This is a genomic window from Archangium minus (genome assembly GCF_044360475.1).
Classification (GTDB): Bacteria; Myxococcota; Myxococcia; order Myxococcales; family Myxococcaceae; genus Archangium; species Archangium minus.
This window is the reverse complement of record NZ_CP043494.1, coordinates 3,925,054-3,945,083: the sequence shown is the minus strand read 5'-3', so window position 1 is coordinate 3,945,083 and position 20,030 is coordinate 3,925,054. Positions and strand designations below refer to the sequence as shown.

Genomic DNA, 20,030 nt, shown 5'->3' with positions numbered 1-20,030 from the left:
CGCGGCATTTGTTGAACAGGAGAACGAAAGTCTTCATGACGGGCTGCGTCAGGAAAGCCTTCAAGCCGGTTGTATCGCTTTAAAGATTTCTTATTGAACGGGTTTTCTGTTATATCGGCGAAGTCGGCGAATCGGCCGACCCCCCCCTCTCACATTTAATCCCGACATTCCGGAGACAGCCATGTTCTCTCGTCCCAACGGGCAAGGTGTATCCTTTGCCGTGACGCTGGCGGCTACCCTCGTGGTGGGCAGCGATGCGCTCGCGAGCACCATCAACCAGAACACCTCGTGGACCATCAACCGCTCGGGCGCAACCAGCACGTATCGCGTCGTGGCCTATGGCGATTCGATCTACGCGGGCTACAACGGCTCGCTCTTCAGCGTGGCGAAGCGCGCGGCGCCGCTCGTTGAGGGTGAGTACCTGGCCAAGGACTTCAATGCCAACATTGAGGTTGTCCGCCGCACCAAGTCAGGCGCGAAGGCCGACGACATCTACAACAACAAGATCGTCGCCGAGCGCTCGTACATGCAGACGAGCAACACCCGCGTGGTGACGTTCGAGATGTGCGGCAACGACTATCTGCAGGCGCGCTCTGCCTTCTCGAGCCAGACGGGCACCTGCAGCTACTCGGGCCTGGACACGGCGCTGGCCAACTGCACCACGTACACGGAGAGGGCCATGCAGGCCATCAACCAGTACGCGACGTCGGCCAAGGCCAAGATCGTCATGAACATCTACTACCCGGGCTATGACGCGGACAACGTGCAGACCAGCTGCACGGATCCCAGCACGGGCACGAGGATCAACAAGCGCGCCAAGTTCCTGCCCTACCTGGCCAAGAGCAACTGGCGCACCTGCAACCTGGCGGAGAAGTACGGCTTCAAGTGCGCGGACGCGTTCGCGGAGATGATGGCGGCTGACTACGACTCCAACGGTGACGGGCAGATCGACCGCGAGGCCATCCGCTACCGCTCGGGCGAGACCGAGGCGGCCTACGTGGCCCGCATCACCAGCACGTTCGCCAGCACCCTGCGGGATGCCAACACGCACTTCGTCAGCTCGAGCGCCAGCTACGACTACATCCAGTCCGACAACACGCACCCGACCTACTACGGCTCGACGATGGGCACGGGCTCGGGCTCGGGGGCGCCGGACTTCAGTGACTCGGTCATCGTGAACGGCCAGAACGCGCAGTGGAACAAGTGGGGCCACGAGCGCGTGGGCTGGATCCTCTCCACGCTGGACCCGGCCACGCCGTAATCGAAGGCCCAGGAAACACCCGGGCGGGGACCCGTCTCCCCGCCTCCTCTCCCGCTCCCTCTGGGAGAGGGTCGGGGTGAGGGTCGTCTGATAGGGTGCGCGCCCGTGAGGTAGAAGCCGCCCCCCAGATGACCCCGCCCCCGCCCCTGTCCTCGCCCCCTCCTCCACCCTCCGAGCCCCTCCACCCGGAAGGCTGGCTCGCCCCGCTGGCGCTCGCCGGGCATGCGCTGCTGGGCTTCGTGCTGGCGCGGACCCGGGGGCACAACAACGGCGGCTTCATCTTCGTAGTCGCCGGCATCCTGCTGCTCTGGTTCGTCGCACTGGTAAGGGTGTCCCGACCCGTCCAGGCCGAGGTGGTGCGCAACAGGACGCGCGCCTGGGCCTGGGGAGTGGCCGCCTTCTTCACCGTCTACAACCTCGTCCTCGCTCCGGGCACCAACATGGACCCGAAGGCCGACCCGCGGCCCTTCGCGCTCCTGGGAGGACTCGCGGTGCTGCTGGTGGGCACCTGCGCCATGCCGCTGCGCGCGCCCTCTCGGTTCGGCCGTCTCCTGGGCTCAGCGCGGACGGTGGGGTTCTTCGTCCTCCCGCTGGCGCTCGGGCTGCAGCTCATCGCCGCATCTCCCTCCCCCCACATCGACGTCTGGGAACTCCATCAACAAGGAGCCCGAGCCCTGCTGAGCGGGCAGCCCGTGTACGGAGGGAGCCTCCAGGCCATCGACTCGTACTCCTTCGCGCGGACCATCGACTCCTACGCGTACCCGCCGCTCAACCTGCTCCTCACCACCGCCGCGTATGCCCTCACGGGAGAGACGCGACACGCCCAGCTCGCGTGCATCCTGGTGGGAGCCTTCTTCTTGTGGCGCGCGGCGCGGCGCCGGGTGGAGCCAGGGGACCCACTCCCCGAGCTGCTCGTGGCCTGTCTCGTCTTTCACCCACGAGGCCTCTTCACGCTGGAGCAGGCCTGGGGCGAGCCGCTCGCGCTGCCCTTCCTCGGCGCCTTCGTGTACTTCCTGGGCGAGGGCCGGAGGACGGCCGCCGCGGTGGCGCTCGGCCTGCTGTGCGCGACGAAGCAGCATTTCGTGCTGTACCTGCCGCTCGCCCTGCTGCTGCCAGGGCCGCGCTGGCGCGGTGCGGCCCTCACCGTGGGGACGGCCGCGGCCACCTTCCTCCCGTTCCTCGCATGGTCGCCCGAGGCGTTGTGGAAGGACCTGGTGGTGCACCACCTCACCAACCCCTTCCGTTCGGACTCGCTCTCGCTGACGGCGTGGTTCGCCCAGCAGGGCATGCCCCCGCTGCCGGGCTGGCTCGGGTTCGCCGGTGCGCTGGCCACGTGGGCGCTGACGCTCGCGCGGCGCCGCGGTCCGGAGACGGTGTTGCTGGGCAGCGCGCTCGTCTTCGGGGTTTTCTTCTTCCTGGGCCGCCAGGCGTTCTGCAACTACTACTACCAGGTGGGCGCCACGGTGCTCGCGGCGGCCGTCCTGGGGTTGGGGCGCGGCCCGGTGGAGGGCGCCACGGCCGGCTCGCCCGGCAGCCAGCAGGAGAGAGGTGCCATGGCTCCGCCTCCACTGGCGGCGTGAGCCCGCGAACCGGTAGGGTGCGCGCCATGAATCGAATGCTGGAGCTTCGAGCGCGGTGGACCCTCGTCACTGGCGCCTCTTCCGGACTGGGCCAGGAGATTGCCCGGTCCATCGCGAGGGATCATGGCGGCAACGTGCTGGTGGTGGCGCGGCGGCGCGAGCGGCTGGAGACCCTGTGTGAGGAGCTGCGCTCGAAGTACGGAGTGCAGGCGGCCTTCATCACGGCGGACCTGTCGAACCCCGACGACGTGGAGCGCGTCTTCACCGAGGCCACGCGCGAGCGGGACATCCACGGCGTCGTGCTCAACGCGGGCGTGACGTACTGGGGCGAGGCGCTGAAGCTGGACTGGGGTGAGTTCCAGGCCATGCTGGACACCAACGTCACCAGCATGGTGCGGCTGTCCACCCTCTTCGCGAAGCACTTCATCGAGCGGAAGACGGAGGGCGGGATGATGTTCGTCTCCAGCGTGTCCGCCTTCATCCCGGTGCCGTACCAGGCGGCCTACAGCGGCACCAAGGCCTTCATCCTCAGCTATGGCCAGGCGATGGGACAGGAAGTGCGGCACCACGGGGTGTCCGTCACCGTCTTCGCGCCGGGTGGCATCACCACCGAGCTGCTGGACAAGGCAGGGCTCTCCAACCGCTTCAAGGCGGGAGACATGGGAATGATGAGCGCCACGGAGTGTGCCACGCACGCGCTGCGCGCCTTCATCTACCGCAAGGAGCTCTACGTCCCCGGGCTGCTGAACCAGACGCTGGCGCTGGCCGCGAGGCTGCTCCCGCGTGGCTTCCTGGCGCAGCGCACGGCCGTGATGTACCGGCCCGAGCGCTGAGCTTATGACTCCTGCGCCAGCTGCTCGTGGATGGCGCGGAGAAGGGCCTCGTCGGAGAGGCCCTTCTCCCAATTCCCAGGCAACTCCACCCGTACCGACTTCGCCCCACCGTTGGGGGTGCAGACGACGTGGAAGCGATTGCTGGAGTCGTCGACGCGAGCCGCCTCCGTCTTCTCCGCATCCTTCCCCAATCCTGAGAAGGCCTGGATGCACGACCAGGTGATTCCCGCCGAGTCCGTGACTTCCCGAGGCATGCCGTCGTCCTCCGTCGGTGAATGAAGGTCCGGTCCTCACGCGTGCCGGGGCCTGCGCCAGAAGGGGGGGCGCCGCGGGCCTCGCTTCTCGAGCTGCTCCGCCACGTCTCCCTTCAGCGGCAGGTTGAGGCGCTCACGCCGCAGCAGGAGCAGCTCGCGGATGACGATCTGACAGGCCCCTACGACGGGCACCGCGAGGAAGGCCCCGAGCACCCCCGCCAGCTCGGCGAAGAGGAGGATGCCGAGCAGCGTCACCAGCGGGTTGAGCTCCACGGTGCGCTTGTAGATGACGGGCGCCAGCACGTGGTTCTCGAACTGCTGGTAGCAACAGACGTAGACGAACACCATCACGGCATCGAGCGGCCCGCCCGAGGCCAGCGCCACCAGACAGAGCACGAAGCCAGACAGGGTGGCGCCCAGCAGGGGGATGAGGCTTCCCAGACCCGAGAGGATTCCGAGCGGCAGGAAGAAGGGGACGCCAATGATGGACAGGAAGAGGGTGGCGAAGATGGCATTCACCACGCCGATGATGCCCAGCCCGCTCACGTAGCCGCCCACCGAGTGGTACACCTTTCCCAGCACCCGCTCGTAGCGCTGGCGATGGGCCGGGAGGGATTCGGCGAGCACCCCCCGCACCACCCGGCCGCCGTAGACCAGCATGAAGACGACGAGGAAGAGCACGGTGAGGAAGGCGCCCGCGCCCGCCACCAATCCACCCAGCAAGCGCATGGCTGGATTCACGGCCCACTGAAGGAGCCCGGCACTGCCCGTTCCGAGAGAGCCCAGCCGCTGGTCAATGCGGAATCGCGCGTCGAGCCACTGGAAGAGCTGGGTCTGGTGCATGCGCTCGTTGAGCTCGGGCAGGCGGTCGACCAGGTCCCTCACCTGCGCCACCGTGGGCGGAATGATGAGGAAGCTCGCGCCGACGATGGCCCCCAACACCACGGACATCACCACGCCAATGGCCAGGGGCCGCTTCAACCCCCACCGCTCCAGCCGCTCCACTCCGTGGTTGAACGCCACCGCCAGGAGGACAGCCGTCACGCTGAGGGTGATGGTGACGATGCCGTGAATCAGCAGATAGATGGCGGCCACCACTCCCATCACAGTGCCGCAGATGGTGAGCACGGTCTTCACCGTCACCTGTGAACGAGGCACCGGCACCGGCTCGCGATCATTCACGGGCTCGATGGGCGGACGAACGGGCCTCTCGGGATCCACAATGAACCTCCCCCCTCGGGATGAAAGCCTCCAGCAAAGCTGGGGCTCCTCTGGACGGAGTGGCAGTGCCTGCCTCACGGAAGGACACCCATCGCTCGGCTGCTCGGCTGGTGGAGGCGGAACCTTGCGATTCGGACAGCCCGGCTAGAATGCCGCGTCCATGAGTGTCAATCGATGGACAGATGAGCGCCTCGACGGCCTCCGCCAGCGGGGAGACCCGCTCGCGGACGAGCTCGTGAAGAACCTGTTCCAGCAGGGGCAGGTGGGGACGGCCAATGCGTTGATGAAGCAACTGCTTCGCAACGACCAGCTCGTCCCCGACACGCTGCCCGAGCTGCTGCGCGAGTACCTCGTCGCCACCGCCAGCCTACCGTCGTGGGCGGACCCCGAGCTCCTGCACCAGGGTGAGGCGCTGTTCTGCCGGTACGGGCCGCAGTCCGTCGTCTCCCTCTTCTGTGGTGCCCTGCCGGCGAGCTACGCGGCGGCCCATGGCGTCCAGGTCATCCACCTCACCGCCCGCCTGGCGACAGACCCCTTCCGCCGCATCGTGGAGACGGCGCAGATGTTGGTGGACGTGATGTCCCCGGGGGGGCTGGCACCCGGTGGCAACGGCATCCGCAGCGCCCAGAAGGTGCGCCTGATGCACGCGGCCGTGCGCCACCTCATCCTGGAGAGCGGCAAGTGGAACCCCGAGTGGGGCCACCCCATCAACCAGGAGGACCTGGCGGGGACGCTGGTCGACTTCTCATATGCCGTCGTCACGGGCCTGGAGAAGCTGGGCTGCACGATGTCCGCGCAGGAGCAAGAGGCCTACCTCCACTCCTGGAAGGTGGTGGGGCACGTGCTGGGATTGGACCCGGCGGTGCTCCCGGAGGACATGGCGGACTGCGCGGCGCTCGCCGAACGCATCCAGCGGCGGCACTTCCGCGCGAGCACCGAGGGCCAGGAGCTCACGCGCGCGCTCATTCAGCTGGCCGAGCACGTCACGCCGGGCGACCTCTTTGATGGCATGGCGGCCTCGCTCATGCGCCACATCCTGGGTGATGACATCTCCGAGATGTTGAAGGTGCCACCGGCGGACTGGACCCGGCACTTGATTGGCCCTCTGGCGCTGATGGGGTGGGCCTCGGACGAGCTGGGAGACCGCTCCTCGGCGGTGGCGAAGCTCTCAGCGGTGTTTGGTCGCAAACTGCTGGAGGGGCTGCTGTGGATGAACCGCGGTGCCGAGCGGCCTCCCTTCCGCATCCCACCCACGCTGCGGGAGTCGTGGCACGTCGAGGGCCAGTAGCACCCCACAAAAAGAAATCGCCACACTCATTCAAATGCAACTTGATTGCGTTTGAACCTCAGTGGCACAGTGCCTCCGCGTTGGACGGAAAGCCGGAGGCCTGCGGTGGCGCGTATTGTGTGGAGCATGGGTGTGGGAGGTCTGGTGCTGGCGCTCCTGTTGGCGCTGTGGCTGGACCGCCCCCTGGAGCCGCCCCAGGCCAGACCCCCGTCAGCCGAGCTGGCCGAGTCGTCGCCGAGGGCTGCCCCGTCCCACCCCGCGCCCACCGCGTCTGAGGCCCCTCCACCCACTGCGCCGCCCCGTGAGCCGCCTGTAGCGGTGTCCACGCCCCCCTCTGGCGAGCCCCTCCCCATGCCAGGCCTGGCCGCAGCACCCTGGCCCCTGTCCCCTCGGGCACGCCGGAAGCTGCCGGAGCAACGCCTCAACATTGTCCGCGCACTGCGCGGCGATTACGCCACCCCGCTCGAGCGCCGTGATGCGGTGCTCGCCCAGTTCCACGCCTCCGGAGAGAGCCAGGAGGCCTGGACGCAACAGGCGCGCAAGGCGCTGGAGACATGGCGGAGCACCCTCGAAGCAGAGGTCCTGCCCGTACGCGCCGAGCCGCCGCGTTGCTACGCCGCCGGCTGTGTGACGCACGTCACGTTTCCCGACGCGGCCTCCTACGAGGAGGCCCGGCGACGGGTCCCCGGCCTGAAGCTCGGCGACGTCGGTCCCCACATGCAGCTGCCCGCCGAGCACCTGCCCTCAGGCGAAGTCGTCGTGCCTTGGGCCGTGCTGTCTCCGGAGCGGACCTGAGGCCCCCCTTCACCCAAGTAGTCCCCCCCAACCGACAGAGGAGTCACATCATGATGAAGGACCTGTTCAAGAAGAGCCTGCTCGCCGCTGGCGTGGCGATGATGCTCACCGGCTGCGGCACCACGGAGGCCGAGTTCCAGGAGGCCGCGCTGGAGAGCCAGCAGCAGGGGCTCGCCGCCTGCACGGACACCACGGAGCTGGAAGAGGTGGCCGAGCACGCCTGCAGCCACGCGGTGTACGGCCCCTTCCAGAACGTGACGGCCAGCCCGCTGGGCACCCCGTCCTTCGTGGACGTCAACCTCCCGCACACCGCCTACGTCGTCACCCTGCCGGCCAAGACCAACGGCTGCGGCTATGGCGGCGCGGTGACGTTCACCGCCGAGGAGTCCGGCGAGTACGCCTTCCTGCTGTCCCGCGTGCGTGGCCTGCGCATCTTCCAGGGCAACGTGGAGATCACGCGTGAGTGCCGCTACAGCATCCCCTCGGAGGTCTGCAGCGACCTGCGCACCGCCATCATCGCGGACCTCGAGGCCGGCCAGGACTACCGCCTCGAGTTCGAGTCCATCACGGCGGCGAACGCCCAGTTCACCCTCCTCGTCGAGGAGGCGGGCCACCACCACGAGGAGTAGTCCCACCTCGGGCCTTCCGGCCTGACGCGGGGTCCATGGGTCATACCGCCCGTGGGCCCCGCCCGTTCATTTGTATCCCTGTTGCATCAACCACGAAATAACGAGTAGGAAGCTGCGCATGCGTCCATCTCTCCGTGTCCTCGTCCTGGCCGTCTGTTCGGCGGCGCTCGCCGCCTGCGGAACCGATCCGGAGCCAAAGCCCGAGCCTCCCGGCGGGCCCTCGCAGGAGCAGACAGATCCCTGCGCGCCCAATGGCCACATCCACCGCGAGCCCACCGGAGACTGGTGCCACTGTGATCGCGGCTACATGGCGTCCGAGGAAGGCCTGTCGTGCATTCCGGACCCCAACTACGACCCGGACGCAGGCTTCAGCTTTGGCGACAACGGCGCGCACGCCTGCTGGCACGTCACCAACGGCCCCTTCGCCACGGTGACCGCGTCCGTGGAGCGCAAACCGCGCGTGGATGCCTTCCACACCTACTACACGGTGAAGCTCCGTCCGGAGAACGGGCAGTACGTGGGCACCTTCAACTTCAAGGGCTACGCCACCGGGAACTTCGTCGCCTACCTGAGCGACGCCAGCGTGCCCATGACGATCCATGAGGGAACGCTCGTCGTGGAGCCGGTCGCCACCGCCCCCGTGCCCGCCGACATCTGCACCGGCCTGGTGCACATGGTGGGCTACCAGCTCACGGATCAGGTGCAATACACCGTCACCCTGGGCCCCACCCCACTCCCCGAGCTGGGCCTCGTCATCGAGCACCTGTGATGCGCCCAGCACGTCACTCGAAGTGACGAAGACGCTATTGCAACTGAGTTGCACATCAGTCATCACTGATCGCACCGCGGAGTGCGCGGTGCTGACGCCAGGCGCCGCGCCGCTCCCGGTTCATTGAAAGGGATTGACACCATGAAGATGACGATGAGGACTCTCGGAAGCGCGCTCCTCGGCCTGACGCTGGCGGCCTGCGGCCCCGCCATGGAGGGCGAGGAAGGAATGCAGGACCAGGAGCAGACGCTGGAGGCCGGCTGCACGCAGCTCGGCTCCAACATCACCAGCCACGCCTGCACGCACCAGAACATCAGCACGGACCATGTCGCCGTGACGGCGACGAGCGGGCTCACCAGCGCCACGCCCTCCATCAGCACCACCCACAAGTTCTACGACGTGACGATGCCCGCGGGCCTCGCTGGGACGGTGAAGTTCAGGCCGTCCGCCGCGGGCTCCTGGGCCTTCTATGTGTCGCAGAACGTCAGCGTCACGGTGAAGGACTCCGCCGGGACCACGATCAACTCCGTGCTCGGCCACTCCGTGTCCAGCGGCTGCTCGCTGGTGAAGGCGGCCGTGTACGATCTCACCAGCACCACCACCGACTACCAGGTGACCTTCGGAGCCGCGTCGGGCAACCTGCTGGGCGTGGTCCCCGAGCGTCTGGAGGACAACCGCGTTCGCTTCTACCAGGACGCGGACAATGACGGCTATGGCAACAACAGCGTCTCCGTCTACACCGCGTGCGTGCCGCCGGCCGGTTACATCCTCCAGCGCAACGACTGCAATGACGCCAACGCCAGCATCAAGCCGAGCGCCACGGAGATCGTTGGCAACAGCGTGGATGAGAACTGCAACGGCTCGCTGACCAACTAGCCCTCCCCTCTGTAACAGCGGGCCCCGCCCGCGAGCCGGGGCGGCCTCTGTCCGAGGTCGCCCCGGTGTCATTTCCACCACCCACGAGGAAACCTGAACGATGCGCCTCACCCCTGTCATTGCCTTATTCGCCGCCTGCGCCCTGGCTCCGCTGGCTTGTGACAACGAGACTCCTCCCTCCGGAACGGATGCCGGCACGAATCCCGGCACGGACGCTGGGACGGATGGCGGCACGGACGCCGGTGAGCCCCGCACGTCCGTCTCCAGCTCGCAGCCCGCGGAGGGGGCGTCGGACCTGTACCCCGTGGAGATGTATTACGACAGCGCGGCGAGCCGCCCGGGCGTGTACCAGCGCAAGGTGCTCTCCGTGACGTTCAGTGGCCCCATGGATCCCTCGCGCTCACAGGTGACACTGACCCACCGGTCGGACTCCAGCATCGAGCCGCGCACCCTGTCGGGCCAGTGGTCCTCCGACCACCGCACGCTGACCGTCACCCTCCTGGCGCCGGAGGAGGGAGGGCCTCCCCTGGAGGAGAAGTCCCCCTATACCTTGGACCTCACCCAGCTCCGGGACGAGGCGGGACAGCCGATTGATGGAGCGCCCGTCGTGGGCGATGGCAAGCTGGACTTCACCACCGGAGCCAGGGACGGCGACCTGGAGCACGCCTGCTCCCATACGCTTGTCAACACGCCGGTGGAGCACAACGCCGCTCCTTCGAAGTTCGCCTCCCCGCCCGCGACGGACATCGGCCACGCGCGCTACCGGCTGACGCTCCCGGGCACCGATGGCGCCTATGCGGGGTACTCGGAGTTCATCTCGACACCGGACGTCGACGAGACCATCAGCCTGTACCTCGATCGGGAGGTCGCGCTGTCCGTCCGCGACGAGACCGAGAGCGTGGATGCCCCGGTGGAGGTCCGCGCCATGCCGCCAGCCTGTGCCGGCGTCACCCACCGGGCCCGCTTCAGCGCCATGGCGGGAGACAGGCTCTACTCGCTCCACTTCGGGCCGGCCAGCTTCACGACGTTCGAGTTCATCCTCGAGCGCCAGGACAAGAAGTAGCGAGCCCGCCATCAGGGAGCGGAGCCTGGCTCCCACGCGGCGGAGAACGCGGTGTGCCGCCGCACGTTGAGCAGCAGCGCGCGGTGCACCTGGTTCTCCGGGGGCACCGTCACCGCGGCTCCACTGGTCGGCACCTCGAGCCGCTCGAAGAGGGTTCCCGCGAACCAGCGGTGGGGCTGGAGCTCCACGACGAAGAGGCCATCGTCCTCCAGCTCCACTTCGATGGGGACGAACTCCACCCGCTGCGTCTCCACGGGTGGAGGGAAGTCCAGGGCGACCCGGAAGGCAAGGCTCTGCCCCTCGCGAGAGGCCGTGCCCTCCAGCAGCACCGAGCGGCCCTCGAGCGGCGCCGCCTCCGCGCCCAGCGCCTGAGACGGCGGCTGGAGCAGCAGCGAGAAGGAGCGGGCCATGCCAGCGATTCCCGGTGAGCGCCCGAGCACTCGCGTCGCTCCGCCCTCCGCCAGCAGATCAAACACCACCTCGCGATCCCACTCCCCCAGTACCTGCCCACCGGAGAAGAAAGACTCGTGTGCGTACGCAGAGGGGACCAGCACCTCGCTCATGCGGCGCCACAAGCGTCCCGTGGGGCGCGTCTGGAGCGGCGAGGGGTTCTCGAAGAGGTAGATGGGGCCGAGCACCATGCGCGCGGAGGTAAGCGCCACGCGCCAGCCGGTGTCGGTGGTGAAGTGGCCCGGCTGCGTCTCACCGGGGGCAATCCCGGTGCGCAGGCCCATGCGGAAGACGATGCCGCGACCTCCGGTGCCGGACAGTCCACAGGCAGCGCCACCGCCGAGCAGCGCGGCGCCGAGCAGCGTGGTGAAGGCACGACGCGTGGTGCGCAAGGGGGTCGTCATGGCTGCTGCTCCTCCTCCTGGAAGTCCAGGTAGACGGTGAAGGTTCCGCGGAAGGTACGAGGGGCGCCCGCGGAGAAGTGACGCGTGGCCATCAGGGAGGCCGGAGCGTCCGGGCCGCGGAAGTTGGACACGTAGTTGAACTCCGCCTCGCGCCAGCGTGCGTCGAGCAGGTTCTCCACCGTCACGCCGAACTCCATCCACTTCCACCGGGCGCGGGCGGCCACGTCGAAGAGGAAGATGGGTTCGCTGTAGCGGTCGAGCGGCAGCGGCTTGGGTCCGATGGCGCTGTGCCCCAGCGCGAGGTTCCACCCGAGCGGGAGCCCGGCCAGGGTGACATCGCCGCGCAAGGAGGCGTCGAGCCGACCGAGGAGCTGGGGGATGTAGGGCATGACGGTGCCCTCCCACATCTTCCAGGGCGAGGCTCCCGGAGTAGGCAGCGTGGCGCGCGCCCAGGCGACGCTGGCCTGCACGTCCAACCGCTCCTGGAGGGTGTAGCGCGCGGTGGCGAAGGCCCCCAGCCGCTGCGAGGGCCCCACGGGCTGATTGCGGCCCGCAGTCTCGTCGAACACGAGGTCCTGCGAGACGCGGGTGCCGAAGAAGGCGCCCCGGACTTCCAGCTCATAGGGCCGCCCTTCCCCGCTGAGCCGCCAGCCCAGGCCCGTCTCCGCTGCCGTCACCCGGGCATAGGGAGCGAGCTCCGCATCAGACAGCGCCGCCGCGTCACTGGAGCGCGCCCCCAGGCCCGCGCTGGTGAGCCAGGTGAGCTGAGGGGTCAGCCGCACTTCCGCGGTGATACGAGGGCTGGTGAAGAAGCCATACGCCTCGATGGACTCCTCGGGGATGCGCTCGCCCTGCCTGTCGGAGCTGGGCCGATTCTGGTCCTCCACGCCGAAGAGGAAGGTGTCCAGGCGCAGGCCGCCCCGCAGGGTGAGCCAGGAGAGAGGAGCGAGCCGCAGCGAGGCGTAGGCGCCCAGGTTGGTGGTGCGCACCTGGTTGTCGAAGAGGGTGCTGTACGGTGCGCCCCCGTTGGCCCGCAGACGGCGAGCGCGGGTGAGCACGTCGTCGAAGCGGGCCACATAGCCCAGCTCCAGCGGCTGAGGCTGACCCAGGAGGGTGTAGCCCGGGGTGTAGCGCCCGCGCAGGCCCACGGTGGTGCCGCGGTAGTACTGCTCGGTGTTGTCACCGCGAGGGTCCTCGCCGACGGGCGGTACGTCATTGAGGAACCCCGTGAAGTTGTCGCGGATGCGCATCTGCCGCATCACGACGAAGCCCTGCTGCACGAAGCGCCCGCCCCGGCGCAACCGTGACTGCAGCTCGGCGGAGAGGATGTGCCGCTGTCCGGCCCCGCCCTGGTTGGGGTCGTAGAGACAGAAGAACTGGGAGTCCGCATCGGAGGCGCAGGGCATACGGCCATCCACCACGTCCGTCTCGCGGACAACACCCGCCGAGGAGAACCGGGACGCATAGCTGGTACCGAAGAGGCGAAGCCGCGTCTCATCGCCCACGCGGAATTCCACCTGGGCCATGGCACCTGCGTTGGCGTAGGCGCGGTTGGGACCAAAGCCGTGCCCCTGACGCAGCAGCAGACCCACGAAGGTGGCCTCGTTCGACTCAGGAGGTCCCCACACGAGCGACAACCGACGCGAGGCGAAGCTGCCATAGCTGGCGGACGCGGTGAGGCCCCGGCGCTCGAGGCCGAGCTGGTACTCCACGGTGCCCGCCACGCCAAAGTCTCCTTGGGACGGGTCATAGGGCCCCTCGGTGATGCGCAGCGAGTGCACCAGCTCCGGGATGATGAAGTAGGTGTCGGCGTAGCCGTGGCCGTGGGCATGCGACACCTCATTAAGGGGGACACCATTCAGGCGGAACTCGACGTCCTTGCCCTCACCGGCGTCGAAGCCGCGGATGAAGATGGTATCGGCATGACCCTCGCCGCCGTGGTTGGCGAGCATGACACCGGGGGCGAGCAGCATCAGATCGGAGGCGGAGTTGCGAGGCACATCCGCGAGCTGCCCCACGGAGATCTGAAAATCCCCCACGGCGGAGGGAGGAGGGGCATAAGCCTGACCGCGAACCGTCGTAGAAAACGAAGGCCCCTCCCCCCCCTCCTCCCTCTCCCCCTGGGAGAGGGTCGGGGTGAGGGTATCCGCCCCCGTGTTCATGCCCGTGGAAGCCCCCTCTCCCTCTGGGAGAGGGCCGGGGTGAGGGTCTACCTCCGAGGAGGCAGCAGCCTCCGAGGAAACCAAGCCCGCCCCGTCAGGAAGAGCCGGGGGAACAAAGGACACAGGAACATCCACCTGGACCTCCAGGGGCACCTCACCGCGGCGAGCGGGCTGAAAACGCCAGCGGAGGGCGGCGGCCATGGCTGCGCGGTCGAACGGAGCACCAGCGGACTCACGCACATCGACGCGAGACACCTCGCCGGCCTCATCAATGGTGAGGCGCAGCAGCACCGTGGCGGGGGCGGAGAGCGCGGGTGCGTCCGCCGGCATCACGGGGGGAGCGGCCTCCAAGGGCACGGGGGGGGACACAGGCACATCGGCCGAGGCGCCCAGGAGGCAGAGCACCAAACAAGAAATCCACATGGGTGACCGCGGAGATACACCACCCCGTACTTGACTCGCAACTTGGTTGCATCTACTTCCCAGAGACATGAACAACGCATGGCGGATGACGTGGTACGTGGGGCTGGTGGCGATGGCTCTCGCGGGGACGGCGTGCGAGCCCGTGGCCGAGGGTGAGGTGCGGGTGACGATGAGCGGCGGGGACGGAACCCAGCGAGGCTACGCGAGCCACCTCTTCCAGGATGGCTGGTCCGTGCAGTTCACGAAGTACCTGGTATCACTGGGGGACTTCACCCTCACCTCGGCCTCCGGGGAGAAGCGCACGGCGCCGGAGCACGTGCTGGTGGACGTGCAGAAGGGGGACGTGCCGTTGACGGGGCTGAAGGGGCTGCCGGCCGGGCGTTGGGGGGTGGGCTTCCGGGTGAGCCCGCCGAGGGAGGACACGAAGCTGCCGGACGGGAACGTCTCCGCCGAGGACCTCGCGATGATGCGCGAGCGCGGCTACAGCTACTGGGTGGAGGGGGTGGCGGTGAAGAAGGATGTGGGCGTCTACACCTTCCGCATGGGCTTCCCCGTGAACGCGCACATGGTGGACTGCATCAACGGCGTGGACGGGACGATGGGCATTGTCGTGCCGGAGAACTCCGTGGCGGAGGCGGAGGTCACCATCCACGCGGAGCACATGTTCTACGACCGGCTCGGCACACACCGAGGGGTGCAGCTGCGCTTCGACGCCATTGCCGCCACGGCGGACGAGAACGGGGTCATCACCCCCGAGGGGCTCTCCACACAGAACCTCTTGGATCTGCGCGACCGGAACGGGGGCGAGCTGAAGGACGACCAGGGCCAGCCCGTCGTCTACGAGCCGGGCGCCTACACGGTGCGGACGCTCCAGGAGTTCGTGACCCAGAGCGTCGTGGACCAGGCGCACCTCAATGGAGGAGGAGTCTGCACGGTCGCCCACTGAGGTGACGCCGTGCCACCTTTCCGCCCCGTCCCCGGGTGGGCTATGCCGTCCACCCGCGAAGAGCCGGGAGCGGAAGGAAACACGTTGAAGCGTCTATTCGTCACGGGAGGCACGGGGTTCATCGGCGCGAGGTTCATTCCCCTGGCGCTGGAGGCGGGTTACGAGGTGCGGGGGCTCACCCGGAACGCCCGGGCCGCCGAGCGGTGGAAGCACGCGGGAGTCACCCCGGTGCACGGAGATCTGCTCACCCCAGGGCCCTGGCAGGAGGAGGCGGCAGCGAGCGAGCAGGTGGTGCACCTCGCCCAGCCCCTCACCTTCGGAGGCCGCGTGACGCACAAGCGGGCCGTGGCCTACCGAGAGCAGCGGCTGCGCATGGACTCGCTGCTGCTGGAGTCACTGAAGCCGGGCACCGTGAAGCGCGTGCTCTATGTGGGCGGAACCAGCTACTACGGCAACCAAGGTCACAACCTGGTCACGGAGGACAGCACGCCCAGGCCCTCGGGGTGGGGTCCGTATATCGCGCCCGCCATCGAGGCCCTGCCCGGGTACCGGGCGCGCGGGCTGCCCCTGGTGGAGGCCTATCCCGGCTCGGTGTACGGGCTGGGCTCCTGGTTCGAGGAGTACACGCTGGTGCCACTGAAGGGGGGCCGGCGCCTCTTCGGCCTGAAGGAGACGCTCGTGAACAAGATGTCCCCCATCCACGTGGAGGACTGCGCCCGAGCCCTGCTGCACCTGCTGGAGCACGGCGAGGTGGGAAAGCGCTACTTCGTGGTGGATGACGAGCCGGTGACCTTCGCGGACCTCAGCCGCGTGGCCGCGGAGACCCTGGGCGTCACCCACCGCAGGGTCCTCCTTCCCCGCTGGCTGTGCACGCTCGCCCTGGGCCCGGTGCTCACGGACTCCCTGACGGCGGAGGCGCTGCTCTCCAACGCGCGCCTGCACGCCACGGGCTTCCAGTTCCGCTATCCCACCATCCGCGAGGGCGTGCCCGCCCTGGTGCGGCAATGGCTGGAGACTCGGGCTCAGACGCGCTGATCGCCGTCGTGCACGGCCCTGCCGGACGCCAACACCTTGGAGAGTTGCAGGAGCCGCTCGGTGCCCACCCGCATGAGCGCCGCGCGGACTCCGGGCTGACTGGCGAGATACTGCTCGAAGGCCTCGCGTCCCAGCCGGAGCATGTGACACGACGTCTCCGCGCGCACCGTGGCGCTCGCAGGCTGGCCAAGCAGCAGGGAGATCTCCCCGAAGACATCCCCTTCCCGCAGGTTGGGGAAGGCCGTCTCCCGCCCGTCGGGACGGCGGAACAGCGGCGTGCACTGGCCTTGGAGCAGCAGGTACAGGCCATCGCCCTTCTGCCCCTGCTCGATGATGACGCGCCCGGCATCCACGGTCCGCAGCTCGAAGATGTGGGACAGCGCCTCCCGCTGCGCGGGCGCCAGCGCGGAGAAGATGGGGTGGCTGCGCAGCACGTTGGCCAGCAGCCGATCCCGGTAGAAATGCTGCACGGTGTCGCCCACCGAGTGGTGCTTGAAGGCAATTCGCTCCACCCGCGTCCGGTGGAGCTCGAGCGCCAGGACCGGCTCGGTGGCCACCACAGTGGCCAGCCGGGGGCTCTCGGACACGAGGGCGATCTCCCCGAAGAACTCCCCCTCCCCCAGCGAGGACAGCGTGCGTCGCTCGCCGCCCTCTATCTGACGCACCACGTCCACGCGCCCCTCGACGAGGATGAAGGAGGAGCGGCCCGGCTCACCCTCGACGATGAGGTTCTGCCCGGGTTGGAAGACGCGCGGCTCCAGGACGCCCACCAGGGCCATGAAGGGCTCGCGCGGAAGCAGCGAGAAGAGCGGCACCCGAGGCAGCGCTCCGGCCCCCGTGGTGGCACCCGAGGCAGCGGACCGGGCGTAGAGCTCCGCCAGCAGCTGGGGGGTGCGCGTGTGGGCCGGCTCGAGCTGCAAGAGCACCCTGCACACCGCGATGGCGCGCAGCGGCTGACCCTGCCGGGCCAGGTCCGTGGCCAGTGCCTCAGCGGAGGCGAGCGCCTCGGGAGTGCGGCCGAGCGCCTGGAGCCGTTCTAGCCGCGGGAGGAGTGGGTCGGACATATTGAACCCTGTATGCCACAGGCCCTGGATCCGCGCAGCCCCGCGGGACACTGCAATCACCGGGCCCCTCGGGCGTAGAATGGACGCCCACCTCGGAACTCCTATGGGTACCCACAAAGACATGAAACAGAACCGCCCCAGGTGGAAGACGTACCTCATGGAGCTCGCCGCGTTGGGCGTACTCTTCGTGGGCCGTGCCAGCTTCGCGGACCACTACCACGTGCCGTCCGGCTCCATGGAGCCCACGCTGCAGGTCAGGGACCACTTGATGGTGGACAAACGAGCGTACGGGCTGCGCGTCCCCCTCACCCACGTCTGGCTCACCGAGTCGGAGCCGCGGCGCGGGGACGTCATCGTCTTTGACTCGCCCATCGACGGGAAGGTGATGGTGAAGCGGCTGGTGGGCCTGCCGGGGGATCGCATTGCCTTCGAGGGCGAGTCCCTGCACATCAATGGACAGCCCGTGGCGCAGGAGCTCACCCCGGACGGCGCTCGGCTCGAGCTGCTGCCGGGAGCACTCCACCCCATTCACCCCGAGCCCTACCAGGGGCCCGACATGGACGAGCTGGAGATTCCTCCGCGGCACTACCTGGTGCTCGGAGACCACCGGGGCAACTCGGCCGACAGCCGCGTCTGGGGGCTGCTCCCCCGAGAGAACCTGCTGGGCCGCGTGGTGGCGGTGCTCTACAGCCCACGCGACGGAATCTCCGGGAGCGAGCGCTGGTGGATTCCGATGAGCACGGACGAAGGTCGCGGCGTAGACGCGCGCCTCTCGCGCTGACGCGGCTCTAGGCTCCCCGCTCGCTCGGTCCTCCCTTGAGGACGAGGGCTGCGTCGCTCGGCGAACGTCACGGGCGAGCATGGAGAGAGGCCCTCGCCCCAGCAGGAACCGGTGCTTCCCGGACATGGACCGAAGCCCCACCTTCCCAGGAAGAAGGCCTGCCTGCAGGAGGGCGAGGTGATGAAACATCCCGCGTCGCCGAGAGTCGTCACCCTCGTAGGACCCCAGGGCGTGGGAAAGACGACCCTGTTTGAGTCGCTGTTGCGGTCCATGGGGGCAGAAGAAATCCGCATGGGGGGAGCGAGCGGTGCGGCCGCCGGACGGAGCATGACGCTCGAGCTCTCCGTGGCCCACGCAACGTTCTTGGGAGAGGACTGGACCTTCATCGACAGCCCGGGAGCCCTGGAGTTCACCCAGGAGGCGCGCCACGCCCTCATGGTGAGCGACGCGGCGCTGGTGGTGTGTGATGCCTCGCCCGAGCGCGCCGCGGCCCTAGCGCCGCTCTTCACCTTCCTGGATGCGCGCCGCATCCCTCACCTGCTCTTCCTCAACGTGCTCGAGGAGGGAGGCGCCTCGGTGCGCGAGGTGCTCGAGTCGCTTCAGGCCGTGTCCTCTCGGCCGCTGGCGCTGCGAGAGATTCCCCTGCGCCAGGGCGGGCACCTGGTGGGCGTGGTGGACCTGGTGAGCGAGCGCGCCTGGGTCCAGGAGAAGGAAGGCCGACCCGCACTCATCTCCCTGCCGGACGCGGACCGGCCCCGGGAGGAGACAGCACGGCGCGAGCTGATTGAGCGGCTGGCGGATCTCGACGACACGCTGCTTGAGCAGCTCCTCGAGGATGTGGTGCCTCCGCCAGAGGCCCTCTACGGACAGCTGGAGCGCGCGTTGCGCGAGGATCGGCTGGTGCCCGTCTTCCTCGGCTCGGCGGAGCAGGGCCTGGGCCTGGAGCGGCTGCTCAAGGGCCTCCGGCACGAAGTACCCACGGTGGACGAGACGCGCGAGCGCCTGGGCATTCCTGGAGGCGTCACGCCGCTCGTGCAGTCCTTCAAGACGCAGCACCTGCCGCACGTGGGCAAGCTGTCGATGGTCCGGGTCTGGCGCGGAGAGGTGCATGACGCAGGCACGCTGGCCGACAGCCGAGTCAGTGGCGTGCTGCGGCTGCACGGGACGAAACAGACGCCTGTCGGCGTGGCCCGCCCGGGTGAGGTGGTGTCCATCGGGCGCGTGGAGGGGCTGCGCACAGGCAACCTGGCCGACACTGGCGGCGTGCACGCGCCCAAGGAGTGGCCCCTGGCGCCGCCCCCGGTGCACCAGCTCGCCATCGTCGCGGAGAAGCGCACGGATGACGTGAAGCTGACGACGGCCCTGTCCCGACTGGTGGAGGAGGATCCCTCCCTGTCGGTGGACCAGGAGGCGGACTCGCAGATGCTCCTGCTCGGCGGACAGGGAGAGCTGCACCTGCGCGAGGCCGTTGAGCACCTGCGCACACGCATGCGCGTCCCGGTGATGACGCGTCCGCTGCCCATTCCCTACCGGGAGACGATCCGCCGGAGTGGCTCGCACCATGCTCGCTTCAAGCGGCAGTCCGGTGGACACGGGCAGTTCGGCGACGTGGTGGTGGACGTGAAGCCGCTGCCCCGGGGTCAGGGCTTCCGCTTCACCTCGGCCGTCGTGGGCGGAGCCGTCCCCAAGCAGTACATCCCCGCGGTGGAGGAAGGCGTGAAGGACGGCCTGAGGCGTGGGCCGCTCGGCTTCCCCGTGGTGGATGTGGACGTCACCCTCACCGGCGGCACCTACCACTCCGTGGACAGCTCGGATCAGGCCTTCCGTACGACGGGGCGTCTGGCCATGGTGGAGATCCTCCCCAAGCTGGAGCCGGTGCTGCTCGAACCCATCCTCCAAGTGGACATCCACGTGCCACATGAGGCCACCCCGCGAGCCCAGCGGCTCGTCACCGGGCACCGGGGACAGATTCTCGGCTTCGACACGCACCCGGAGATACCTGGCTGGGAAGTGCTTACCGCCTACATGCCGCAGGCGGAGATGCAGGGCTTCATCGTGGAGCTGAGATCAGCCTCTTCGGGCCTGGGCAGCTTCGTGATGCGGCATGATCACTACGCGGAGTTGGTGGGCAAACAGGCCGAGCGAGTGGTGAGTCATCAGCAGCAACCCACGGCGGAGCACTAGCCGTCGTCCCCT

Annotated in this window: 18 protein-coding genes; 13 read left to right on the top strand and 5 right to left on the bottom strand. The window is 68.5% G+C overall.

What is annotated here, in order from left to right:
* Positions 1-181 precede the first annotated feature (181 nt).
* From F0U60_RS16310 to F0U60_RS16300, 3 genes are all read left to right on the top strand, one after another.
* Entirely contained in the window at positions 182-1,261 is a 1,080-nt protein-coding gene (locus F0U60_RS16310) for an SGNH/GDSL hydrolase family protein (RefSeq protein ID WP_395820475.1), read from the top strand.
* Between the two features lie 128 nt (positions 1,262-1,389).
* Complete coding sequence (locus F0U60_RS16305; protein WP_395820472.1) at positions 1,390-2,841, top strand: hypothetical protein; 1,452 nt, start codon at positions 1,390-1,392, stop codon at positions 2,839-2,841.
* A 26-nt stretch (positions 2,842-2,867) separates the two neighbouring features.
* A complete protein-coding gene (locus F0U60_RS16300; RefSeq protein WP_395820469.1) occupies positions 2,868-3,674 on the top strand; it encodes an SDR family NAD(P)-dependent oxidoreductase in 807 nt (268 codons plus the stop codon).
* Positions 3,675-3,676: 2 nt separating this feature from the next.
* Here F0U60_RS16300 and F0U60_RS16295 read toward each other — a convergent pair whose 3' ends face one another.
* Both F0U60_RS16295 and F0U60_RS16290 read right to left on the bottom strand, forming a co-directional pair.
* Positions 3,677-3,928, bottom strand: coding sequence for a hypothetical protein (locus F0U60_RS16295; protein WP_395820466.1), 252 nt, complete (start codon positions 3,926-3,928; stop codon positions 3,677-3,679).
* 36 nt (positions 3,929-3,964) lie between these two features.
* Positions 3,965-5,149 carry an AI-2E family transporter gene (locus F0U60_RS16290; protein WP_395820463.1) on the bottom strand — a complete coding sequence of 395 codons (1,185 nt, stop codon included), beginning with the start codon at positions 5,147-5,149 and terminating at the stop codon, positions 3,965-3,967.
* Between the two features lie 160 nt (positions 5,150-5,309).
* Between F0U60_RS16290 and F0U60_RS16285 the strand changes: the two genes are divergently transcribed.
* The 6 genes from F0U60_RS16285 (at position 5,310) to F0U60_RS16260 (ending at position 10,569) form a co-directional block, all read left to right on the top strand.
* Positions 5,310-6,437 carry an oxygenase MpaB family protein gene (locus tag F0U60_RS16285; RefSeq protein WP_395820459.1) on the top strand — a complete coding sequence of 376 codons (1,128 nt, stop codon included), beginning with the start codon at positions 5,310-5,312 and terminating at the stop codon, positions 6,435-6,437.
* A 105-nt stretch (positions 6,438-6,542) separates the two neighbouring features.
* A complete protein-coding gene (locus tag F0U60_RS16280; protein WP_395820456.1) occupies positions 6,543-7,232 on the top strand; it encodes a hypothetical protein in 690 nt (229 codons plus the stop codon).
* 50 nt (positions 7,233-7,282) lie between these two features.
* Entirely contained in the window at positions 7,283-7,861 is a 579-nt protein-coding gene (locus F0U60_RS16275; RefSeq protein ID WP_395820454.1) for a hypothetical protein, read from the top strand.
* Positions 7,862-7,979: 118 nt separating this feature from the next.
* Positions 7,980-8,630 carry a hypothetical protein gene (locus tag F0U60_RS16270; protein ID WP_395820451.1) on the top strand — a complete coding sequence of 217 codons (651 nt, stop codon included), beginning with the start codon at positions 7,980-7,982 and terminating at the stop codon, positions 8,628-8,630.
* A gap of 153 nt (positions 8,631-8,783) precedes the next feature.
* The gene (locus tag F0U60_RS16265; RefSeq protein WP_395820449.1) at positions 8,784-9,506 is read left to right on the top strand and encodes a MopE-related protein; all 723 of its coding nucleotides are present in this window, start codon (positions 8,784-8,786) and stop codon (positions 9,504-9,506) included.
* Positions 9,507-9,606: 100 nt separating this feature from the next.
* Positions 9,607-10,569 carry an Ig-like domain-containing protein gene (locus tag F0U60_RS16260; protein ID WP_395820445.1) on the top strand — a complete coding sequence of 321 codons (963 nt, stop codon included), beginning with the start codon at positions 9,607-9,609 and terminating at the stop codon, positions 10,567-10,569.
* Positions 10,570-10,580: 11 nt separating this feature from the next.
* On the opposite strand, the gene F0U60_RS16255 is transcribed toward F0U60_RS16260, so the two are convergent.
* Positions 10,581-11,423: a hypothetical protein gene (locus tag F0U60_RS16255; protein ID WP_395820442.1), complete on the bottom strand. Its 843-nt coding sequence runs from the start codon at positions 11,421-11,423 to the stop codon at positions 10,581-10,583.
* Positions 11,420-14,008 carry a TonB family protein gene (locus F0U60_RS16250; protein WP_395820440.1) on the bottom strand — a complete coding sequence of 863 codons (2,589 nt, stop codon included), beginning with the start codon at positions 14,006-14,008 and terminating at the stop codon, positions 11,420-11,422. Before F0U60_RS16250 ends, F0U60_RS16255 begins: the two co-directional genes overlap by 4 nt.
* Positions 14,009-14,075: 67 nt before the next feature.
* Between F0U60_RS16250 and F0U60_RS16245 the strand changes: the two genes are divergently transcribed.
* Together F0U60_RS16245 and F0U60_RS16240 are read left to right on the top strand one after the other, a co-directional pair.
* The gene (locus tag F0U60_RS16245) at positions 14,076-14,954 is read left to right on the top strand and encodes a hypothetical protein (protein ID WP_395820437.1); all 879 of its coding nucleotides are present in this window, start codon (positions 14,076-14,078) and stop codon (positions 14,952-14,954) included.
* A gap of 84 nt (positions 14,955-15,038) precedes the next feature.
* Entirely contained in the window at positions 15,039-15,989 is a 951-nt protein-coding gene (locus F0U60_RS16240) for an NAD-dependent epimerase/dehydratase family protein (RefSeq protein WP_395820435.1), read from the top strand.
* Here the strand turns inward: F0U60_RS16240 and F0U60_RS16235 are convergent.
* Positions 15,977-17,053 (bottom strand): cyclic nucleotide-binding domain-containing protein, encoded by a 1,077-nt coding sequence (locus F0U60_RS16235; RefSeq protein ID WP_395820432.1) that lies wholly within the window; start codon positions 17,051-17,053, stop codon positions 15,977-15,979. The genes F0U60_RS16240 and F0U60_RS16235 overlap by 13 nt on opposite strands.
* A 121-nt stretch (positions 17,054-17,174) precedes the next feature.
* Here F0U60_RS16235 and lepB point away from each other — a divergent pair, with 121 nt between their 5' ends.
* Both lepB and F0U60_RS16225 read left to right on the top strand, forming a co-directional pair.
* Complete coding sequence (lepB, locus tag F0U60_RS16230; protein ID WP_395820429.1) at positions 17,175-17,834, top strand: signal peptidase I; 660 nt, start codon at positions 17,175-17,177, stop codon at positions 17,832-17,834.
* A 180-nt stretch (positions 17,835-18,014) separates the two neighbouring features.
* Entirely contained in the window at positions 18,015-20,018 is a 2,004-nt protein-coding gene (locus F0U60_RS16225; protein WP_395820426.1) for an elongation factor G, read from the top strand.
* Positions 20,019-20,030 lie beyond the last annotated feature (12 nt).